This window comes from Fusibacter sp., assembly GCF_057447755.1.
This window is the reverse complement of record NZ_JBVBZF010000405.1, coordinates 1-2,864: the sequence shown is the minus strand read 5'-3', so window position 1 is coordinate 2,864 and position 2,864 is coordinate 1. Positions and strand designations below refer to the sequence as shown.

The window sequence follows — 2,864 nt, the reverse complement described above, 5'->3', positions numbered from 1 at the left end:
TGAAAGATGAGGTCTCAAATCCTTGTAAACGGTTTCATGATAGTCATTTAACCACTGGATTTCTTGAGGCGTAAGGAGTGATTTCACAATAGGTCTTGTATCAATTGGTGCCTTGGTAAGGGTTTCAAATTGATAGAAGGTTCCAAATTCTGTGGTTTCATAAAGTTTGACCAGTAAAGTGTTTTCCAAACGGATGCCATGACGACCAGCTTTATAGATACCAGGCTCATTTGTTAGGATCATGCCGGGTTTTAATAGGGTGTTATTGCCAGCCATTGATACGCCATGAGGCCCTTCGTGTACACCTAGGAAGAAACCAACACCATGTCCGGTACCACATTTATAATCAATGCAGTGGTCCCAGAGTGGTTTACGTGCAAGGATGTCAAGGTTTGTACCGGTGGTCCCTTCTAGGAAGATCGCTTGACTCAATTGGATCATGCCTTTAAGGACTAAAGTGTAGTCTCGTTTTTCTTCATCGGTCAACGCACCTAGGGCAAAGGTTCTGGTGGTATCTGTGGTACCGTTGAGATATTGACCGCCAGAATCTACTAAAAAGAGTGAGTGTGGTGCCAACTGGTATTCTGTGTCCTTGTGTGCTTTATAATGCATAAGTGCTGCGTGATCTTTATAAGCGGCAATGGTATCAAAGCTCTTGCTGAAGAAGGTCGATATCTCCATGCGAAACTGTGTTAGTTTTTCATCAGCGCTGATTTCAGAGACGGTTCCTTTAGGAACGGTTTCATCAAGCCATTTCATGAAACGAACAAGTGCCACACCGTCTTGAACATAGCACGCTCTCAAATGACTGCATTCAGTTTCGTTCTTTATGGCCTTAAGTGCTGTACTATGATTTGGTTTGTCGACAACTTGACAGCGTCGATCGATGTCGTGATAGATTTGATAGGGAACTGCATTTTTATCTAAAATGATGCGCTTGCCTTCTTCAAGATCTTGCAGATCATAAAGAATATCCTCATATAATTTTACTTTTACATTATTTTCATGTAAGTAATTGATTATTTTGTCATTTAGTTTTAAAATATCTATATATAAATACGTTATTTCTTTGTCAATCAAGAGATATGATAGGAAATAAGGATTGTTCTTTATATCACTACCTCTCAAGTTGAGTAACCATGCGATGTCATCCAATTTGTTGATTAAATGATAATCACAGTCATTTTTCGACATATTTGCACGTATGTGCTCAATCTTTTGTTTCGCTGACTCACCAGCGTAAACCACGTCGTGTATGAACACTTTTTCTGTGGGTAAGTAGGGTCTGTTAAGCCATATTTTATCCACGATGTTTGTTCTGAAATCTAATTTAACTTTTTTATCCTTAAGTTCACTTTTAATCACTTCAGCATCATGAGCAGAATATTGAAATCCATTGAAACCAATTGTAGAACCATGTGGCATATTTTGATTGAGCCATTCATGGATGGTTGGTACATTTGGCATACGCATTTTAAAGAGTTTGATCGATGAGCCACTGAGCTCTTTTTCAGCCTGTAAAAAATAGCGGCCATCTGTCCACAAACCGCATTCTTCCTGAGTTATGACGAGTGTTCCAGATGATCCAGTGAAGCCTGAAACCCATTGTCTCGTCTTGTAGTATTCAGGTAAGTACTCACTATTATGCGGATCGTTGGAAGGTATAATGTATGCATCAATTTTTGATTGCATCATCTCTTCCCTAATTAGTCTAATTTTATCATTGGTATTCATTTGACACCTCCACTCAACTATTGTATTACTTGTGGCTAAGGGTTTCAATCAGAAAAGGCGTTAAATTAACTTAATATTCAGTGTGAACAATCCATGTGTTTAGAAAATCAAATTTGGGAGTGTGAGTTTATTGAAAAACAGCAAAAGTTACAAGAAGTTTCTAATGATTTCAATTGTTATGTTGGTGGTTGCACCACTCATTATGAACTCAGGTGTTATACTGTGGCTGAATTCGAAGTCAATCAGTGATAATATCTATGCATTGAATGCAGAAAAAGCAAGCACCGTAGCACATGAAATTGACAGATTGCTCACAGAAACAGAACATTTATTGGATGCCATGACTTATGATGAGGCACTCCAGTCCATGTCAGCGAGTGACATGGGAATTCTTGGCAGTATTGTAGACCATTCAACCGTAATCAGTCAAATATATGTCATGAACACTAAGGGCATGCAAATTTACAAGACTTCGGGTGAACTTGGGGACAGAGCGGATCGTGTTTATTTTCAAGAAGCTTTAAAGGGCGAAAAATATTACGACATTATTTATTCATCAACCACAGGTAAAGCGACTGCCGTTTTAGCAATGCCGATAATGAAGAATAACAGAGCTGTTGGCGTTATCGGTGCGAGTATAGATCTTGAAATATTAACAGAATTGACAAAAGAATATAATGATCAGGATATCGAGTACGCCTTTATAGTTGAAAAAAATGGTACAGTGCTTGCACATCCAAATGCAGCCTATATTGAAAATATGGAAAACTTCATGGATTACAATTATGTAAAGCGTGCGCTTAACGGTGAAGCTGGCACAGTTTTGGATGAATATGAATCTGAAGATGCCATTATTGCCTATGAACCGATTAAAGCAGCAGGTTGGGCGGTCATTGTACAATCACCAGTGGGTTATGCATTTGCAAACCTCAATCATACACGTAACATCTCATTGATTTCGCTTGCTGTATGGATGGTGATTGCAATTGTCTTAAGTCGATTCTTGTCCAATGCGATTTTTAAAAATATTGCATTTACTGAATCGGTCGTCTCAAGACTATCTAAAGGAGATTTAAACTTTGAAGTAGATGAAGCGTATTTAAAGAGAACTGACGAATTTGGAACGCTTG

2 protein-coding genes are annotated in these 2,864 nt (G+C 38.4%); one reads left to right on the top strand and one right to left on the bottom strand.

Features of this window, described 5'->3' with window-relative positions; genetic code table 11:
- A partial coding sequence (locus AC220I_RS20895) for an aminopeptidase P family protein (RefSeq protein WP_486725804.1) occupies positions 1–1,734 on the bottom strand: 1,734 nt, incomplete at its 3' end.
- A gap of 130 nt (positions 1,735–1,864) precedes the next feature.
- Here AC220I_RS20895 and AC220I_RS20890 point away from each other — a divergent pair.
- A partial coding sequence (locus AC220I_RS20890; protein ID WP_486725803.1) for a cache domain-containing protein occupies positions 1,865–2,864 on the top strand: 1,000 nt, incomplete at its 3' end.